Source organism: Gordonia terrae (assembly GCF_001698225.1).
GTDB lineage: Bacteria > Actinomycetota > Actinomycetes > Mycobacteriales > Mycobacteriaceae > Gordonia > Gordonia terrae.
Map to the genome: position 1 here is coordinate 2068352 of NZ_CP016594.1, position 17695 is coordinate 2086046.

General features: G+C 69.3%; 15 protein-coding genes. 5 read left to right on the forward strand and 10 right to left on the reverse strand.

Annotation, left to right across the window (positions count from 1 at the left end; genetic code table 11):
* The first annotated feature begins 304 nt into the window (after positions 1-304).
* Entirely contained in the window at positions 305-3694 is a 3390-nt protein-coding gene (locus tag BCM27_RS09375) for a pyruvate carboxylase (protein ID WP_004021645.1), read from the forward strand.
* A gap of 34 nt (positions 3695-3728) precedes the next feature.
* On the opposite strand, the gene uraH is transcribed toward BCM27_RS09375, so the two are convergent.
* A complete protein-coding gene (gene uraH, locus BCM27_RS09380; protein WP_004021644.1) occupies positions 3729-4055 on the reverse strand; it encodes a hydroxyisourate hydrolase in 327 nt (108 codons plus the stop codon).
* Positions 4052-4555, reverse strand: coding sequence for a 2-oxo-4-hydroxy-4-carboxy-5-ureidoimidazoline decarboxylase (uraD, locus tag BCM27_RS09385; RefSeq protein ID WP_004021643.1), 504 nt, complete (start codon positions 4553-4555; stop codon positions 4052-4054). The genes uraH and uraD overlap by 4 nt, the downstream gene beginning before the upstream one ends.
* A 51-nt stretch (positions 4556-4606) precedes the next feature.
* Between uraD and BCM27_RS09390 the strand changes: the two genes are divergently transcribed.
* Positions 4607-5191, forward strand: coding sequence for a nucleotidyltransferase family protein (locus tag BCM27_RS09390; RefSeq protein WP_004021642.1), 585 nt, complete (start codon positions 4607-4609; stop codon positions 5189-5191).
* A gap of 130 nt (positions 5192-5321) precedes the next feature.
* The gene (locus BCM27_RS09395; RefSeq protein WP_033203578.1) at positions 5322-6083 is read left to right on the forward strand and encodes a hypothetical protein; all 762 of its coding nucleotides are present in this window, start codon (positions 5322-5324) and stop codon (positions 6081-6083) included.
* An 11-nt stretch (positions 6084-6094) separates the two neighbouring features.
* On the opposite strand, the gene BCM27_RS09400 is transcribed toward BCM27_RS09395, so the two are convergent.
* The 3 genes from BCM27_RS09400 to BCM27_RS09410 are packed head-to-tail and all read right to left on the reverse strand — an operon-like array spanning position 6095 to position 9698.
* On the reverse strand, positions 6095-8200 hold the full coding sequence (locus tag BCM27_RS09400) for a xanthine dehydrogenase family protein molybdopterin-binding subunit (RefSeq protein WP_004021640.1): 2106 nt from the start codon (positions 8198-8200) through the stop codon (positions 6095-6097).
* Positions 8197-9180 carry an FAD binding domain-containing protein gene (locus tag BCM27_RS09405; protein ID WP_004021639.1) on the reverse strand — a complete coding sequence of 328 codons (984 nt, stop codon included), beginning with the start codon at positions 9178-9180 and terminating at the stop codon, positions 8197-8199. The genes BCM27_RS09400 and BCM27_RS09405 overlap by 4 nt, the downstream gene beginning before the upstream one ends.
* Positions 9177-9698, reverse strand: a complete 522-nt coding sequence (locus BCM27_RS09410; protein ID WP_004021638.1) for a 2Fe-2S iron-sulfur cluster-binding protein — start codon at positions 9696-9698, stop codon at positions 9177-9179. Before BCM27_RS09410 ends, BCM27_RS09405 begins: the two co-directional genes overlap by 4 nt.
* Positions 9699-9773: 75 nt before the next feature.
* Here BCM27_RS09410 and BCM27_RS09415 point away from each other — a divergent pair, with 75 nt between their 5' ends.
* On the forward strand, positions 9774-11084 hold the full coding sequence (locus BCM27_RS09415) for an NAD(P)/FAD-dependent oxidoreductase (RefSeq protein WP_033203577.1): 1311 nt from the start codon (positions 9774-9776) through the stop codon (positions 11082-11084).
* 214 nt (positions 11085-11298) lie between these two features.
* Complete coding sequence (locus BCM27_RS09420; RefSeq protein WP_004019003.1) at positions 11299-12426, forward strand: nitronate monooxygenase; 1128 nt, start codon at positions 11299-11301, stop codon at positions 12424-12426.
* Positions 12427-12445: 19 nt separating this feature from the next.
* Here BCM27_RS09420 and BCM27_RS09425 read toward each other — a convergent pair whose 3' ends face one another.
* Genes BCM27_RS09425 through BCM27_RS09445 form a run of 5 tightly spaced genes read right to left on the reverse strand, consistent with a single transcriptional unit; the run spans position 12446 to position 17649 of the window.
* On the reverse strand, positions 12446-12775 hold the full coding sequence (locus BCM27_RS09425; RefSeq protein WP_004572191.1) for a rhodanese-like domain-containing protein: 330 nt from the start codon (positions 12773-12775) through the stop codon (positions 12446-12448).
* Positions 12776-12803: 28 nt separating this feature from the next.
* Positions 12804-13214: a MarR family winged helix-turn-helix transcriptional regulator gene (locus BCM27_RS09430; protein WP_004572192.1), complete on the reverse strand. Its 411-nt coding sequence runs from the start codon at positions 13212-13214 to the stop codon at positions 12804-12806.
* A gap of 50 nt (positions 13215-13264) precedes the next feature.
* On the reverse strand, positions 13265-14659 hold the full coding sequence (locus BCM27_RS09435) for a flavin monoamine oxidase family protein (RefSeq protein ID WP_004572193.1): 1395 nt from the start codon (positions 14657-14659) through the stop codon (positions 13265-13267).
* Between the two features lie 36 nt (positions 14660-14695).
* Positions 14696-16150, reverse strand: a complete 1455-nt coding sequence (locus tag BCM27_RS09440; RefSeq protein ID WP_004572194.1) for an aldehyde dehydrogenase family protein — start codon at positions 16148-16150, stop codon at positions 14696-14698.
* Positions 16147-17649 carry an APC family permease gene (locus BCM27_RS09445; RefSeq protein ID WP_004572195.1) on the reverse strand — a complete coding sequence of 501 codons (1503 nt, stop codon included), beginning with the start codon at positions 17647-17649 and terminating at the stop codon, positions 16147-16149. Before BCM27_RS09445 ends, BCM27_RS09440 begins: the two co-directional genes overlap by 4 nt.
* Positions 17650-17695 lie beyond the last annotated feature (46 nt).

A 17695-nucleotide genomic window follows, 5' to 3' on the forward strand; every position in this document is an offset into this window, starting at 1 on the left:
GTTTTCGCCCCCGGTGACGGGGTCGCCGCACCCCTGCGTCGGAACGTTTCGGACGATCCGGAATGCGGTGGCGCGCGCCCTTTCCGAAGGCGTCGAAGACAGTGTGAGGGGGTGGCCGGTCGGCCGGTCTCGGTGAGTAGGATCACGACGTGAACTGCCCGTGGAAAACGGGTCGGCGTCGTCGGGGGCACCTGCGTCGAACCGTGTCCGTCGGGGGGTTTGTTCGCGCGATCTCCACCGCGATTGTGCGAGTCGCTGAGCACGCGCCGGACCGGCGCAGGCGTGAGAGAAAGAGAACACCACGATGTTCGACAAGGTTCTGGTCGCCAACCGCGGCGAGATCGCCATCCGCGCATTCCGCGCCGCCTACGAACTGGGGGCGCGCACGGTCGCGATCTTCCCGTACGAGGATCGCAACTCCGTGCACCGGTTGAAGGCCGACGAGTCCTATCAGATCGGGGTGCCGGGACATCCGGTGCGGGCCTACCTGTCGGTCGACGAGGTCGTCAGCGCAGCGGTTCGCTGTGGTGCCGACGCGATCTACCCCGGTTACGGATTCCTGTCGGAGAACCAGGGTCTGGCCGCGGCGTGCGCGGAGGCGGGCATCACCTTCGTGGGCCCGAGTGCCGACATCCTGGAGATGACCGGCAACAAGGCGACCGCGGTGGCCGCGGCGAAGGCGGCGGGCATCCCCGTTCTCGCGAGCTCGGAGCCGTCGTCGGATCTCGACGAACTGCTCGCCGCGGCGCAGGACATGCAGTTCCCGGTGTTCGTGAAGGCGGTTGCGGGTGGCGGCGGGCGCGGGATGCGCCGTGTCGACGAGCGTGCCGATCTCGCCGAGGCCATCGCCGCCGCATCGCGCGAGGCCGAGGCCGCGTTCGGCGATGCGACGGTGTTCCTCGAGCAGGCGGTGGTCAACCCGCGCCACATCGAGGTCCAGATCCTCGCCGACACCCACGGCAACGTCATCCATCTCTACGAGCGCGACTGCAGCCTCCAGCGCCGGCACCAGAAGGTGATCGAGCTGGCTCCCGCCCCGAATCTCTCCGACGAGTTGCGCGAGAGGATCTGCGCCGATGCCGTCGCCTTCGCGCGCCACATCGGTTACTCCTGTGCGGGCACCGTCGAGTTCCTCCTCGACGAGCAGGGTCGCCACGTGTTCATCGAGATGAACCCGCGCATCCAGGTCGAACACACCGTCACCGAGGAGATCACCGACGTCGACCTCGTGAGTTCGCAGCTGCGGATCGCCGCGGGCGAGTCGCTCGCGGACCTCGGCCTGAGTCAGGACGTGATCCGCATCCGCGGAGCCGCCCTGCAGTGCCGCATCACCACCGAGGACCCGGCGAACGGGTTCCGGCCCGACGTCGGGCGCATCACCGCGTACCGCAGCCCGGGCGGAGCGGGGGTGCGGCTGGACGGCGGCGCCACCCTGGGTGCCGAGGTCAGTGGTCACTTCGACTCGATGCTGGTCAAACTCACCTGTCGCGGTAGGGATTTCCCGACCGCGATGCGTCGGGCGCGGCGCGCGGTCGCCGAGTTCCGCATCCGCGGCGTCGCGACGAACATCCCGTTCCTGCAGGCGGTCCTCGACGACCCGGACTTCCGCGCGGGACGCGTCACCACCTCGTTCATCGACGAGCGTCCCGAGCTGCTGACGTCGCGCTCGTCGGCCGACCGCGGTACCAAGATCCTCTCGTACCTCGCCGATGTCACGGTGAACAAGCCGCACGGCGAGCGGCCCACCACGGTGTATCCACGCGACAAGCTGCCCACCGTCGAGCGTTCGGTGCTGGCCTCGCCGGCGAACGGCTCGCGGCAGCGGTTGCTGGAACTCGGACCGGAAGGGTTCGCTCGCGACCTGCGTGAGAACCCTCGCCTGGGCATCACCGACACGACGTTCCGCGACGCGCACCAGTCGTTGCTGGCGACGCGTGTCCGCACCAACGGACTGCTCAACGTGGCGCCGTACGTGGCGGCGCTGACCCCCGAGCTGCTATCGGTCGAGTGCTGGGGTGGCGCGACCTACGATGTGGCGCTTCGCTTCCTGAAGGAAGATCCCTGGGATCGTCTCGCGCAGTTGCGCGAAGCCATCCCCAACATCTGTCTGCAGATGCTGCTGCGCGGTGCCAATACGGTGGGGTACACGCCGTACCCGACGAAGGTGACGACCGCGTTCGTGTCCGAGGCGACCGACGTGGGCATCGACATCTTCCGTATCTTCGACGCGCTGAACAACATCGACGCGATGCGACCCGCGATCGACGCGGTGCGCGAGACCGGTACGGCGGTGGCCGAGGTGGCGATGAGCTATACCGGTGACCTCTCGGATCCGGCCGAGGATCTCTACACCCTCGATTACTACCTGCGGCTGGCCGAACAGATCGTGGACGCGGGCGCCCACGTCCTCGCGATCAAGGACATGGCGGGTCTGCTGCGTGCGCCCGCGGCGACCACGCTGGTCTCCGCGCTGCGGCGGGAGTTCGATCTGCCCATCCATGTGCACACCCACGACACCCCGGGCGGGCAGCTCGCGACCTACATGGCCGCGTGGCAGGCCGGTGCCGACGCGGTCGACGGCGCCAGCGCCGCGCTGGCCGGGACCACGAGCCAGCCGCCGCTGTCGGCGATCGTCGCCGCGACCGCCCACACCGAGCGGGACAGCGGTCTCGACCTCGCGCGGGTGTGCGATCTCGAGCCGTACTGGGAGGCACTGCGAAAGGTGTACTCGCCGTTCGAGTCCGGCCTCCCGGCGCCGACCGGCCGCGTCTACTCGCACGAGATCCCCGGCGGGCAGCTGTCGAACCTGCGCCAGCAGGCCATCTCACTCGGCCTGGGCAACCGCTTCGAGGCGGTCGAGCAGGCCTATGCCGCAGCCGATTCGATGCTGGGCCGGCTGGTCAAGGTGACCCCGTCGTCGAAGGTCGTCGGCGATCTCGCGCTCGCCCTGGTCGGTCGCGGTATCACCGCCTCGGACTTCGCGGCCGACCCGGCGTCGTACGACATCCCGGATTCGGTCATCGGCTTCCTGCGCGGCGAACTGGGTGATCCGCCCGGTGGCTGGCCCGAGCCGCTGCGCACCCTGGCGCTGCAGGGCCGGGCGCCGGCGCCCGAGGTCACCGAACTCTCCGCGGACGACGAGGCCATCCTCGACAAGCCGGGACGCGACCGTCAGGTCCGGCTCAACCACTTGCTGTTCCCCGGCCCCGCACGCGAATTCGAGGAGCACTACGAGGCATACGGCAACACCTCGACGCTGTCGGCCAACCAGTTCTTCTACGGCCTGCGTTACGGCGAGGAACACCGCGTCGAACTCGAACCCGGCGTCGAACTGCTCATCGGACTCGAAGCGATCAGTGAGCCGGACGAGCAGGGCATGCGGACCGTCATGTGCGTCCTGAACGGCCAGTTGCGCCCGATCGCGGTACGCGACCACGCCATCGACTCGGCGGTTGCGTCGGCGGAGAAGGCGGACCGGTCCGATCCGCACCACGTGGGTGCACCGTTCGCCGGTGTGGTGTCGCTGTCGGTGGACGTCGGCGACGAGGTGGCGGTCGGTGCGACGATCGGCACCATCGAGGCGATGAAGATGGAGGCGGCGATCACCGCACCGGTCGCGGGCAAGGTCACCCGCCTGGCGATCGGGCAGGTCACCCAGGTCGCGCCGGGGGATCTGCTGATCGAGATCCGCTGAGGCTGCGGCGGCGGGGCGGGTGCCCCGCCGCCGGTCAGCTTCCCCGATAGGTCGAATAGGCGAAGGGGCTCAACAGGATCGGCACGTGATGGTGGCGCCCGGGGTCGTCGATCTCGAAACAGATGTCGATCTCGGGATAGAAACCCTTGATGTCGTTGTCGGCGAACCAGTTGCCGGTGTCGAAGACGAGGTGGTAGATCCCCGGGACGAGGGGTTCGGTGTTCACCGTCGTGATGCGACCGTCCGAATCGGTCGTACCCGTGGACAATTGGGTTCCCGACGCGTCCTGGAGCGACACCTCGATGCCGACCGCTGGTGCCCCGGACACCGCGTCGAGGACATGTGTGGACAGACCGGTCATCTCGGGATCCCTTCGTCGGCGGTGCGCTCGGTCGACAGCATACGGAGCAGGCGGGCGCGATTGATCTTCGCCAACTCCTCGCGCAGGACACGCCGTTCGGTGGCGGCGTCGTTGGTCATCCGCTGGTGGAGGAGGGCGAGCAGCTCGTCGGCGGGACGACCGTTCGCGAAGACCAGGTACACGTGCCCGAACCGCTCCTCGTAGGCCGCGTTGCCCTTCCTCAGGTCGGCGAGCACCGACGCCGCCGAACTCGCGACGCCGGCCTGCTCTCGCGCTGACGAGGCGTTGTCCGGCCGGTCCCCGATCCGGGGGTGCCCCGCGAGCGCCTCGTCGACGTCGTCTTCGGAGAGCTCCGCCAACGTGCGGTCGGCGGAGTCGAGCAGTGCGGGTACATCGTGAAACGGCCGCGCGCGCATCATGCGCTCGATCCAGGCCGTCGAGGCGCAGCACGACCGCAACGCCGCCCGGACCTCGGCATCGTCCATCTCGTCGAGAATCATGCTGCCCAGCCTAGGAGGAGCGCGCGTGGCCGTCGCGTGGAAGATGGAGCGATGACCGACGCCGCCGCGCCCCGACGAGCTCAGCGATCGCCGGGTCGGGTGCTCGGTGTGGTGCTCGCCGCCGGCGCGGGCACCCGGTACGGGATGCCGAAGATCCTGGCGGACGACGGTCGGTGGCTCGGACACGCGGTCGCGACGCTGCGCGACGGCGGATGCGCGGAGGTGGCGGTCGCCATGGGAGCGGCGGTCGTCGAACCGCCCCCGGGCGCCGGTGCGCTGGTCGTCGAGGACTGGGCCGACGGTGTCGGCGCCTCGGTGGCGGCGGCCCTGCGGTGGGCGATGGCACGACCGGATGCGGCGGGACTGGTGGTGCACGTGGTCGACACCCCGGACAGCGGCCCGGAGATCACCGCCCGGCTGCTCCATGCGGTCGGGGCTGATCGAGCCGCGTTGGCGCGAGCGGTCTTCGAGGGCCGGCCGGGACACCCGGTGTACATCGGTGCCGACCATTTCGGGCCCGCGTTGCGCGACATCGGTGGTGACGTCGGGGCGCAGGTCTACCTCCGCTCCCGGGCGGTCACACCCGTCGAATGTGGGGATCTGTCGACGGGCGAGGACATCGACGAGAGACGCTGACCTGCGGTGAGCGTGCCCATTTCGAGACCTTCTCGTCGCCGTTCCGGTGCACGGGGATCCCGCGTGGGACATGCGTCCATGTCTAGGGTGCAGACATAGCCGGGTAACGGACCGCACTCTCTCGAAGCGGGTGATCGCCGTGGCGCACGATCGTCGTCGACGCCTCACCGCGATCATCGCCGCGCTGGTCCTGGGAACGGGGCTCGCGGCGTGCGCGGCCGGTCCCGACGTCGCCGGCCCGGCGCCCCGGCCCGTCGAGGACGCGCATCTGCCGCCCGGTGTCGACACCACCTTCCGCTGGGCCGCCACCGGCGTCCTCGACCCGCAATCAGCCGAAGGCACCTTCGTCCGAGCCTTCACCGAGTCCTTCGAACTCGCGAATGCCGGCCGGTCCGTGCGGTGGGGTTATCCCGGGTTCGTCGAGGCCGCCCCGTCGAACATCGATCAGATGGTCACGGCCTATCCCACCGATTCGTCGACGGGTCGCGAGGTCGGCACCGCCTTCTACAGCGCGCTGCGCCGGGTCGATGACAACGGATGGGTGCGAATCGTGCTGTGCCGCCACGGATACCGATCCGTGCAGCACGACGGTGGGTGGACCGTCGGCTTCGACACCCCGCGGCCGGTCGAGATCGACATCCGGCGGGTCGGGGACGATCCCGCGGCCGCGACACGCGGTGGTGAACGGACCCCGGGCGCCGATGTGTTCGGCGGGTGGTTCACCTCCCGCTACGACTTCGCGGCGCTGTATCCGACCCCGACAGCGGATCAGAAGTCCTGCGCGGCACTGACTCCGGCGGGGATGCCGCACTGGCTGCCGGCGGCCGCCACCGAACCGTGGCCGTCGCTGTCGCCGTCGCCGGGATGGTCGAGCTACCCCGGCGCAGCCTGATCCCGCACGGACTACTGGTCGGGCAACCCGTCGAGCAGGTCGTCGCAGTGCACCGGGAGATCGCGGACCCGCACCCCGGTGGCGTTGTGGATCGCGTTGACCACGGCCGCGGCGCTGCCCACGATGCCGATCTCGCCCGCACCGCGTGAACCCATCGGGGTGGCGTGCTCGTCGCGGTCGTCGAGACAGATCGCGTCGACGTCGGCGATGTCGGCGTGCACCGGGATGTGGTACTCGGCGAGGTCCTGGGTGACCACGTGCCCGAAGCGGTGATCGCGAACGCTCTCCTCGTGCAGCGCCATCGAGATGCCGAAGGTCATCCCGCCGATGAGCTGCGAGCGGACGGTGCGGGGATTGATGGCACGCCCGATGGAGAACACCCCGAGCATGCGCGGGATCCGGATCTCGCCGGTGTCCACGTCGACGCGGACCTCGACGAAGTGCGCTCCGAACGAGGCCACCGTGAACTTCTCGAGATCGGGGTTGTCGGCTGCCTCCGCGCTGAGCTCGGCGCCCTCGGGCGGATCGTCGCCGAATCGCGCGCGGAACTGATGCGCGGCGGTGACGATCGCCGATCCCCAGGACGAGGTGCCCGACGAGCCGCCGGCGACGGTCGCGCTCGGGAGAGCGCTGTCGCCGATCTCGATGTCGACGACGTCGGTGGGCACCCCGAGCGCGTCGGCGGCGATGAGCAGCAGCGTCGTCCACGCGCCGGTGCCGATGTCGGTGGCGGCGATCCGCACGGAGTAGCGGCCGGACCGGTGGGTTATCGACGCCTCGTTCCCGGGCTGCACCATGTGGGGATAGGTCGATGATGCGACACCCAGTCCGATGAGGTGCCGGCCGTCGCGTCGGGACCCGGGTTCGGTGGAACGCCGGTCCCAGCCGAATCGGTCGGCGCCCTCGCGGAGACAGTCCAGGAGCCGCCTCGACGACCACGGGTTGCCCGTCTCGGGGTCCTCGGGCGGTTCGTTGCGCACGCGCAGCTCGATGGGGTCGATCCCGATCGCGTGTGCGAGTTCGTCCATCGCCACCTCGCCGGCGAACATCCCCGGCGCCTCGCCGGGCGCGCGCATCCAGAAGGGGACCGGAACGTCGAGCGGGACGACGTGGTGGTCGGTCCGGCGGTTCTCGACGGCATACATCGACCGGGAGGTGACCGCGGCCTGCTCGGCGAATTCCTTGACGTGCGCGCTGTGCGTGTGTGCTTCGTGAACCAGGGCGGTGAGGTGGCCGTCGCGGTCGGCGGCGAGTCGCAGCCGCGATCGTGTGGGCGCGCGGTGTCCGACATAGGCGAACATGTGCTGCCGGGTCACGGCGAATTTCACCGCTCGCCCGGGCAGGCTCATCGCTGCGAATGCGGCCAGCACGTCGTGGGAATGCGGGGACCCCTTGGAGCCGAATCCGCCGCCCACGTGCGGCGCGACGACTCTCATCTGATCGGGTTCGAGTCCGAGCACCGGAGCCAGCGCGGACACCACGCCCTGCGTCGACTGGGTCGAGTCGTACAGCGTCAGCGTCGACTCGGCGGGCTGCCACGTCGCCACGACGGTGTGGGGCTCCATCGGGTTGTTGTGCTCTTCCGGCGTCGAGTACCACTCGTCGATCGTGACGACGCCGGACTCGCCACGTCCCCCGGTAGCCTCGTCGAGAACACGATCCGGGTCCCCGTCCAGCGAGGTCGGCTCGAACCCGCCGTTGACCTGCTCGGGCCGGTAGCTGTCGGGGTGGTCCACGCGGAACTCGGTGTCGTGATCGTCGTCGTCGTAGGTCACGATCACGGCCGCCGCGGCCTCCCGGGCAGTCTCGGGACTCTCCGCGACGACGGCGCCGATGAGCTGGCCGCGGTAGGCGATCTCCGGTGACTGCAGGATCGTCAGGTCACCGTTCGAGGTGTCTGCCAGCCGGGGTGCGTTCTCATGGGTGAGGATCAGGAGGACGCCGGACGTCGACTCGGCTGCGGCGGTGTCGAATCCGGTCACGCGGCCACGCGCGACGGCGGCGGTGATCGGCCACAGGTACACCGCGTCGGTGAGATGTTCGTACGCGTACGGCGCTGTGCCGCGGACCTTGTCGGCGCCGTCGATCCGGGCGTGTGAGGTGCCGATGGCGGTCATCGGGTGCTCAGTTCCCGCAGGGTGGCGACCAGGGTGCGTCGTGCGAGCGGCACCTTGAATTCGTTTCCGTCCAGACCGCGCGCGTCGCCGAGTTCGGCATCGGCTGCCGCGGCGAAGAGTTCGGTCGACGGACGCTGTCCGCGCACCACGGATTCGGCGCGTTCGGCGCGCCAGGGCTTGTGGGCGACACCGCCGAGTGCGATGCGTGCCTCACCGATCACGTCACCGTCCATGCGCAGCTCGGCGGCGACGGACACGAGCGCGAAGGCGTAGGAGGCGCGGTCACGGACCTTGCGATAGGTCGACGCCGAGTCGGGCGGCGGTGGCGGCACGTCGATGGCCACGATGACGTCGTGCGGTTCGAGGACCGTGTCCCGCTCCGGATGCTCCCCCGGAAGCCGGTACAGATCGAGGATGTCCACGACGCGCTCGCCGTCGGGACCCTGCACCACCACGCGGGCGTCGAGTGCGGTCAGGGCGACGGCCATGTCCGACGGGTGGGTGGCCACGCAGGCGTCGGACGCGCCCAGGATGGCGTGGTACCGGGTGTAGCCTCCGATGGCCGAGCAACCCGAGCCCGGCGTCCGCTTGTTGCACGGCGTCGTGACGTCCTGGAAGTACACGCACCGCGTGCGTTGCAGCAGGTTGCCCGCGTTGGTCGCGAGGTTGCGCAACTGTGGTGACGCCCCCGAGAGGAGCGCGCGCGCCAGCACCGGGTAGCGGCGTCGGACCAGGGGGTGGGCGGCGGTGTCGGCGTTGCGCGCGGTGCCGCCCAGACGCAGCGAACCGTCCGGCCGTTCGGTGATGCCGTCGAGCGGGAGGCGCGAGATGTCGAGCAGGGCAGGCGGATCGGCAACACCGAGCTTCATGTGGTCGACGAGGTTGGTGCCGCCGGCGATCAGCTTCGCACCGTCGTGGTCGCGCAGGAATGCGACAGCGCCGGCCACATCGGTCGCGCGGTCGTAGGTGAACGGGATCATCGATCGGCCACCTGTCGGATCGCGGCGAGAATGTTGGGGTAGGCCGCGCAGCGGCAGAGGTTGCCGCTCATCCGTTCCCGGATCTCGTCGTCGGCCAGACCGTTCGCGTCATCGGTGGCCGCGGGGTCGAGGTCCTCGGTGACGTGGCTCGGGTGGCCCTGTTTCGCCTCGTCGAGCATGCCGACCGCCGAGCACAGCTGGCCGGGGGTGCAGTAGCCGCACTGGAAGGCGTCCTCGTCGATGAACGCCTCCTGCATCTCGTGCAGGTCGTCGCCGTCACCGAGCCCCTCGGCGGTCACGATCTCGGTGCCCTCATAGGCCACCGCGAACGACAGGCAGCTGACGATCCGGCGACCGTCGACCAGCACAGTGCACGAGCCGCACTGCCCGTGGTCGCATCCCTTCTTGGGGGAGAAGATGCCCAGGCGGTCGCGGAGGCCGTCGAGCAGGGTCGTGCGCGTGTCCACGACGACGTCGCGGAGGGCACCGTTCACGGACAGCGAGATTCTGGCTTCCACATCGCGGGGCGTACCCGACGTCCCGGGCGGTAAACACCCGCCGCAGGCGCGGGAATGTCTGGAACAATCGGCCGGGTGGCCACCCCAAGACCCAGAGTTGTCGTCATCGGCGCCGGATTCGCGGGCATGCACTGTGTCCGCCGGCTCAAGAACGAGCCGGTCGACGTCACCGTCGTCGACCGCGGAACCAGTCACTTGTTCCAACCGCTGCTGTATCAGTGCGCCACCGGGCTGCTGTCGGAAGGCGCGATCTCCAGCCCGGTCCGTCATCTGACACGCAGGCACAAGAACCTCGACGTGGTGCTCGGCGAGGCATCGGACATCGACGTCGACGCCCGCGAGCTGACGGTCGATCGCATCGACGGATCGTCCTTTCGCCTGTCGTACGACCATCTGGTGGTCGCGGCCGGGATGCGCACCGCCTACCGCGGCAACGAGGACTTCGCCGCCCACGCACCGGGAATGAAAACCCTCGACGACGCGCTGTCCATCCGGCGCAAGATCATGGCCGCGTTCGAGATGGCCGAGACGGTCACCGACCCGGAGGAGCAGCGATCCTGGCTCACCTTCGCGGTGGCCGGCGGCGGGCCGACCGGAGTCGAGCTCGCGGGGCAGATCCGGGAGGTCGCGACGCTCGCGCTCGAGCGCGAGTTCGATGCGATCGATCCGGCGCAGGCGCGGGTGCTGCTCCTGCACGGCGGTGATCGGGTGTTGCCGTCGTTCTCCACCAAGCTGTCGGCCAGGGCCCAGCGCACACTCGACGAACTCGGGGTCGAGACCCACCTCGGCGTACACGTGACCGGTGTGGGGGAGGACCACGTCGAGACGACCCGCAAGGCCGACGGCGACAAGCAGACGTACCCCGCGCGGACGACGCTGTGGACGACCGGTGTCGAGGCCGTCCCGTTCGCCACCACGCTCGCCCGGGCGCTGGGAGCCGACCAGGACCGCGGCGGCCGGATACCGGTGGAAGCCGACCTGTCGGTCCCGGGTCACCCCGACGTCTTCGTGTGCGGTGACATGAGCGCTTACCGCGACCTCCCGGGGGTCGCCGAGGTGGCCATGCAGGGCGGTCGGCACGTCGGCGCGGTGATCGCCGAAACCGTTGCGGGGCAAACGGACCGGTCCCCGTTCAAGTACCGCGACCTCGGCACGGCGGCCTACATCGCGCGCCGGCACGCGATCGTGCAGTCGGGACCCCTGCAACTGTCGGGCTTCCTGGGCTGGGTCGCGTGGGGTGTCATCCACATCGCGTTCCTGGCGGGTGTGCGCAATCGGATGGGCACCGTGATGACCTGGGGCGCAACGCTGCTCACCGACAGTCGGCGAGAGCGCGCGATCACCTACGGCGACCCGGAGACGGCGCGGCAACCGTACGGGCAGTGACGGGATCGATTCGGCCCGCTCGCTTCGCTCCCGGCGCCGGGTTCATTCGGCCCGCTCGCTTCGCTCCCGGCGCCGGGTTCATTCGGCCCGCTCGCTTCGCTCCCGGCGCCGGGGGTTGATGCGGCCCGGGTTCCGGTCGAACGCTTGTCCGTGACCCCCTGGCCTGGTATTCAGAGTAGAACACGTTCTAATTCTGACCGGCGAGGAGTCCTGCATGCACACCCCGATCTGTGATGAGCTCGGTATCGAGTTCCCGATCTTCGCGTTCACCCACTGCCGCGACGTGGTGGTCGCGGTGAGCAAGGCGGGCGGATTCGGGGTGCTCGGCGCGGTCGGGTTCACCCCGGAGGAGCTCGAGATCGAGCTGAACTGGATCGACGAGCACATCGGCGACCGCCCCTACGGCGTCGACATCGTCATCCCGAACAAGTACGAGGGCATGGACTCGAACATGTCGGGTGACGAGCTCACCAAGATGCTGCAGTCGATGGTCCCGGCGGAGACCCTCGACTTCGGACGCAAGCTCCTGCGTGACCACGGTGTGCCGCTCAACGAGGACAGCGACAACTCCCTGCAGCTCCTGGGCTGGACCGAGGCGACGGCCACCCCGCAGGTCGAGATCGCGCTGCAGCATCCCAAGGTCACCCTGATCGCGAACGCGCTCGGGACGCCGCCCGCCGACATGATCGAGAAGATCCAGGCCGCGGGCCGCAAGGTGGCCGCGCTCTGCGGATCGCCGAAGCAGGCGCGCAAGCACGCCGACGCAGGCGTCGACATCATCATCGCCCAGGGCGGCGAAGGCGGCGGTCACTGCGGCGAGGTGGGTTCCATCGTGCTCTGGCCGCAGGTGGTCAAAGAGGTTGCGCCGGTGCCGGTTCTGGCTGCCGGGGGCATCGGCAGCGGTGAGCAGATCGCGGCGGCCCTCGCGCTCGGTGCGCAGGGCGCGTGGAGCGGTTCGCAGTGGCTGATGGTCGAAGAGGCGGAGAACACCCCGGTCCAGCAGCAGACCTACATCGACGCCTCCAGTCGCGACACGGTGCGCAGCCGGTCGTTCACCGGCAAGCCGTGCCGGATGCTGCGCAACGACTGGACCGAGGCCTGGGAGGACCCGAACAATCCCGATCCGTTGGGAATGCCGTTGCAGTACATGGTCTCCGGCATGGCGGTCGCGGCGACCCACAAGCACCCCGACGAGAGCATCGACGTCGCCTTCAACCCCGTCGGGCAGGTCGTCGGGCAGTTCCGCAAGGTCGAGAAGACCTCCGCGGTGATCGAACGGTGGGTCACCGAGTACATCGACGCGACGAGCAGTCTGGAGTCGTTCGCCAACGCGAACGCCTGAGCCGTCGACGGTGGCGATCTCACTCGGTGAGGTCGCCGCCGGCCGCTCGCCAGCCGATGAGGCCGCCACTCATGTTGACGGCCTCGAATCCGTTCTCCACGAGGAGGTTCGCTGCACCGGCGGATCTGATGCCGCCGGTGCAGAAGGCGATGAGGAGCCGGTCGTCGGGGAGTTCGGCGCAGCGCTCCGGCAGGGCCTCGAGTGGCATGTGCACCGCGCCCGGGATGTGGACGCGATTCCATTCGAACTCGCGTCGCACATCGACGACGACGGCGCCTTCGGCGACCAGGCGAAGCGCTTCGGCCGCGGGCACGGTCGGCGGACGGCGGAGATAGTGGCGAACTCGCACAACCTTCAGTTTAGCTGAAGGTCGCGGATCAGGATCTCGCCACGGCCTCGAAGTGCTCGGCAAGGGCCGCGGTGAGCCCGGGGTGGCGCTCGGCGAACTCGGCGTCGAGACGGGTGACCTGCTGCGCCGCCCGGGCGAGAAGATCCGTGCCGGCCGCGGTGATCCCCAGCGTCGACGCAGCGCCGGCGTGCGCGGTCCGGTCGTCGACGAGTCCGGCGTCTACAAAGCCGGACACCGCGGTGTGGGCGCTCTGCACGGTGATCCGCGAGCGGCGGGCCAGTTCGCTGAACGAGATGCCGGGCGTGCCCCGGATGTGGCCCAGGAGACCGTATTTGCGCGGGGTCAGGCCGAGCGGTTTGAGCGCCGCCGCCAGCTCGGCCTCCCAGACGCGACCCACGGTGAGCAGCGTGACGGTGGGACTGAACGGCGGCTCCGGCATGGTCGCAGGCTAACAGCCGGCAGCGGCCTGCGGACCCGTCGACCGCACGCTCACCTCAGTTCGGCCATCACCTTTCGTGCGGTGGTGATGCCGGATTCGATGGCACCGTCGACCACGACGCCGTTCCAGCCCTTCGCGAAGTCGGCCCCCGCGAAGTGCAGGCGGGTGGTGGAGTCGTGGAACAGACTCCAGCCGTTGAAGAACTGACCCGACTTGAGTGTCGCCCAGGTCTGGCCGGACCAGGGGTCGGCCACCCAGTCGTGACCGCCGCACTCGAGCACCGTCAGATCGGTGCGCCACACATCGACGGCCTTCTGTGCCGAGGCGACGTCGTCGAGGTCGATGGCCGTGTGATCGGAACCGAAGCCGACCAGGATCGTGGCGTCCTCGTCGTCGAGGAAGTACTCGCTGCGCAGCAACGAAATCGGATGCCGGCCGGGGGCTCCGGCGATGACGGAGTGGCGGCCGGCGACCTTGATCCAGATCTTGAAACCCACCGAATTGGTCCCGGAGGCGATGAGTTCGGTCTGTTCGGCCGACAACGCGGGACTGAACTCGATGGTGCGCAGCGCCCCGATCGGTGCGGTGACGATCACCGCGTCGGCCGCGACGACTTCACCGGTCGCCAGTGTCACCCGGGCGCCGTGGGAATCGTGGGCCACCGAACGAACCGGTGTGCCCAGCGTGATCTCGCCACGCAGGTCGCCGGCGATCGCGTCGTAGAGGCCCCGCATCCCGTTGGTGAGCTTGAACCGCAGGGTCTGCTCGTCCATGAGAGAGCTGCGGTGATCACTCAGCGAGGCCCAGTGTTTGGCCATCAGCGGGGACGCCGTGGCCGTCGGGCCCTGATAACCGGCCGACCAGTACGAGTCGGCGAGATCGATCTCCTCGCGGGTGAAGTCACCGTTGCGCAGGCAGTCGAGGACGCTGCCCTTGTCGGCGGCCAGGAATCGTTCCCGCAGTTCGGGATCCGTTTCGGGGTCGCGGAGGATGGCGAGCGGGTCGTGCGGGTACGGGAAGAACTCGCGCGAGCCGTCGACGATGGTCTCCTGCAGCCGGGAGAGCTTGGTGTCGAGGTCGTGTTCGGTGCCGGAGTGCACGACGCCGTCGCTCACCCAGTACGCCGACTCGATGTCGGGGCTGGGGTAGATCGTCTGCGCGTAGCGGGTGATCTCGGTCCAGACGAACGGTTGCATCCAGTGCACCCACGTCGCGCCCATCTCCAGGGCATGGCCGCCCAGGCGTTCGTCGGTCCAGGCACGGCCGCCGATGCGCTCGCGTGCCTCGACGACCCGGACCTCGATGCCTGCGGCCTCGAGTTCACGGGCCGCGGTGAGACCGGCGAAGCCGGCGCCGATGACGAGGACCGATGGGCGTGGTGATCGCCCGGAACCTGCTGCGTCCGGCGCGGATTCGTCGGCGCCGGGTAGGAAATGAGAGGACATGGCTGCTCCTGAGAACGGTGTGGGGAGGATGGGATGTCAGAGCACGACGGTGACGGTCTTGGACTCGGTGTAGGCGAGGATGCCCTCGTACCCGAGCTCGCGACCGATACCGCTCGCCTTGACCCCACCCCACGGGAGCTGCGGTGCCAGCGGTGACCATCCGTTGATGCCGATGGCCCCCGCATCGATGCGCGCGGCGGCGGTGTGGGCGCGGGTGAGGTCCGTGGTCCAGAGGGTCGCCGACAGTCCGTACTGGTTGTCGTTGGCCAATGCCAGCGCCTCGTCGTCGGTGTCGAACGGGATGACCAGGCCGACGGGTCCGAAGATCTCCTCGCGGGCGACGGTCATGTCGTTGCGTCCGGCGAGAACGGTGGGTGTCACGTAGAACCCGGCGGAGTCCGGTGCCGCGCCGCCGCTGATGACCTCGGCACCCTCGTCCGCGCCGGTCTGCAGGAACCCGAGGACCCGGTCCCGCTGGCGGGCGTTGACCAGCGGCCCCATCGTCGTCGACGGGTCGAACGGGTCGCCGAGAACCTGTGCCTGTGCGGCACCGGTGAGGCCCTCCAGGATCGCGTCGTAGACCTTGCGGTGAGCGAGAACACGGGTCCCCGCCGCGCAGACCTCGCCCTGGTTGAAGAACATGCCCATCGCGCAACCCTGGATCGCGGCATCGAGATCGGCGTCCTCGAAGACGATCTGCGGTGCTTTGCCGCCCAACTCGAGTGCGGTGCGCCGGAACGTGTCCGCGGAATCACGCAGGATGGTCCGGCCGGTCTCGGTGGAGCCCGTGAACGAGATCTTCCGGACCCCCGGGTGGCGCGAGAGGGCGGCGCCGGCCACGCTGCCGACACCGGTGACCACGTTGACCGTTCCGGGCGGGAAGCCGGCCTCGTCGACGAGTTCGGCGAGTCGGAGCACCGACAGTGAGGCGTCCTCGGCGGGCTTGATGACCACGGTGTTGCCGGCGGCGAGAGCGGGCGCCAGCTTCCATCCGAGGATCATCAGCGGCGCGTTCCACGGGATGATCGCGCCGATCACGCCGATCGGTTCGCGGCGCGTGTACGCGTGGGTGGGAACCGGTCCGCCCAGGTATCCGTCGTTGGCGATCAGCTCACCGTTGATCTTGTCCGCCCACCCCGCGTAATAGCGGAGCGTGGCGATCAGATTCGGGATCATCAGTGCCGAACTCATGCCGAGCGGACGCCCCATGTCGAGCGACTCGAGCGCGGCGAGTTGGTCGAGGTCGCGCTCCACGAGATCGGCGAGCCGGTTCAACAGCGCACCCTTGCGGGACGGGGCGAGCGCACCCCACTCGCCGCGGAACGCGGCGGCCGCGGCTGTGACCGCCGCGTCGACGTCTGCGGCGTCGGCCGCTGCGAGTTCGGAAAGTGGTTGCGCCGTCGACGGGTTGGTGGTCGTGAAGGTGGCGTCGGCGCTGCGCCACGAGCCGTCGATGTACAGGCCGGTGTGCAGGTTCGAGACGTCGATCATGGGAGTTCGCTTTCTGGGCTGATGGGGGTGACGGGGCTGACGGGGGTGACGGGGTCGGCTGATCGGGATGGGGAGGTGGCCTGGTCGTCCCGGGGCGCGGGCCGACACCAGCGGCCGAGGCATGCGCCCGCCAGAAAGACGGCGGCGATGATGACGAGGAACACGGTGGCCAGCACCCGCGATCCGCTGATGAGTGTGGTGAAGTTGGCGACCACGAGCGCGGTGATGCCGAGCAGTCCGACGGTGCCCAGGATCGGCGCGATCCTGGTGTGCCACATCCGGGTGTCGGTGCCCTCACGCCGGAACCAGACGATGATCGCGAGGCTGGTGAGCACCATCAGCACGAGGATGCTGACGATCGCGACACCGGCCATCCAGGTGAACAACTGCAGCACGGGATCGGCGCCGGCGACCGCGAATGCACCGACCAGGATGAACGCGGTCGCCGTCTGCACCACCGAGCCGATGTGCGGCGAGCCGTGGCGATTATGCACATCCATGAGCCGACGCGGTGCGTACCCGGTCCGCGACAGCGCGAAGGTGTACCGCGCGATGGCGTTGTGGAAGGCGAGCAGTGCGGCGAACAGGCTCGTCACCAGCATCACCATCATGACGTCGGCGGCGACGCTCCCGAGGAAGGTGGTGGTGGCGATGAAGGTCAGGTTCGCCGGATCGGACTGCGCGGCGGCCTGTACTTGATCCGAGCCGAAGGCGAGCACCACCGCCCAGCTCGCCGCGGCGTAGAGGACACCGATGGTGCCCACGGCGACGTAGGTCGCGATCGGCACGGTCCGCCTCGGATTGCGGGCCTCTTCGCCGTAGATGGCCGTCGCCTCGAAGCCGACGAACGAACCGATGGCGAACATCAGCGCGATGCCGGGCGAACCCGAGAGGAAGGCCGACGGCGTGAAGGACACGACGTCGACGCCGTGCGCGCCGCCCTGCGCCAGCACCGCGACCGTCAACGCGACGATCAACGCGATCTCGGCCACGAGGAGGACGCCGAGCACCTTGGCGCCGAGGTCGATGCTGCGATAACCGAGGACCGCCACCATGGCCATGAGCACGAACGCCCACAACCACCATGGCGCGTCGGGACCACCGAATCGGATCACGACGTCGCGCATGGTGGATGCCGCCAGGCCGTAGATCGCCGCCTGGATGGTCGTGTAGGCGAGCAGCGCCAGCGCGGCCGAGCCGACGCCGGCGCTGCGGCCGAGCCCCTTGGTGACGTAGGCGTAGAAGGCGCCGGTGTCGGTCACCGAACTGCTCATCGCCGCGTAGCCGACGCTGAACACCAGCAGGACGGCCGCGGCGATGAGGTAGGCCATCGGCGCTCCCGCGCCGTTGCCGATGGCGATCATCACGGGCAGCGAACCCGCCACCGCGGTGAGCGGCGCGGCCGCCGCGATGACCAGGAAGACGATGCCGGCAACACCGATCGAACCCCGGAGGGCCGATCGTGCGGGAGCCGACGTCGGATGGGTGGTGTCGACCATGTCGAGCTCTCCTGTCGGTTATGGTTCAACGAACGTAGAACCAAGA